Annotated in this window: 2 tRNA genes and 2 rRNA genes; all 4 read left to right on the forward strand. The window is 45.6% G+C overall.

The window, feature by feature from the left end:
- Nucleotides 1–100 (forward strand): 16S ribosomal RNA (locus tag Q3V31_RS30765); the annotation flags it as partial.
- A 130-nt stretch (nucleotides 101–230) separates the two neighbouring features.
- Nucleotides 231–307, forward strand: a tRNA-Ile gene (locus tag Q3V31_RS30770).
- Between the two features lie 8 nt (nucleotides 308–315).
- A tRNA-Ala gene (locus Q3V31_RS30775) sits at nucleotides 316–391 on the forward strand.
- 79 nt (nucleotides 392–470) lie between these two features.
- Nucleotides 471–574, forward strand: a 23S ribosomal RNA gene (locus Q3V31_RS30780); the annotation flags it as partial.

Below are 574 nucleotides of genomic sequence, written 5' to 3' on the forward strand. Positions count from 1 at the left end.
GTAACCTTTATGGAGCCAGCCGCCTAAGGTGGGACAGATGATTGGGGTGAAGTCGTAACAAGGTAGCCGTATCGGAAGGTGCGGCTGGATCACCTCCTTTCTATGGAGAATTGATGAACGCTGTTCATCAATATAAGTTTCCGTGTTTCGTTTTCGTTTAGTTTTGAGAGTTCAATTAAGTATTGACTCTTAAATGAGGATATGATATAAATAAATCCTGCAATTTGTATGGGCCTATAGCTCAGCTGGTTAGAGCGCACGCCTGATAAGCGTGAGGTCGATGGTTCGAGTCCATTTAGGCCCACCATACAACTTGGGGCCTTAGCTCAGCTGGGAGAGCGCCTGCCTTGCACGCAGGAGGTCAGCGGTTCGATCCCGCTAGGCTCCACCAAAAAGCTATTTTATATAGCAAATGGTATGTTCTTTGAAAACTAGATAACAGTGTAGCTCATATTTTTTAATTTTAGTTTGGTTAAGTTAGAAAGGGCGCACGGTGGATGCCTTGACACTAGGAGTCGATGAAGGACGGGACTAACGCCGATATGCTTCGGGGAGCTGTAAGTAAGCTTTGATC

It is taken from the genome of Bacillus nitratireducens (assembly GCF_036320425.1).
GTDB classification, from domain to species: Bacteria; Bacillota; Bacilli; order Bacillales; family Bacillaceae_G; genus Bacillus_A; species Bacillus_A nitratireducens.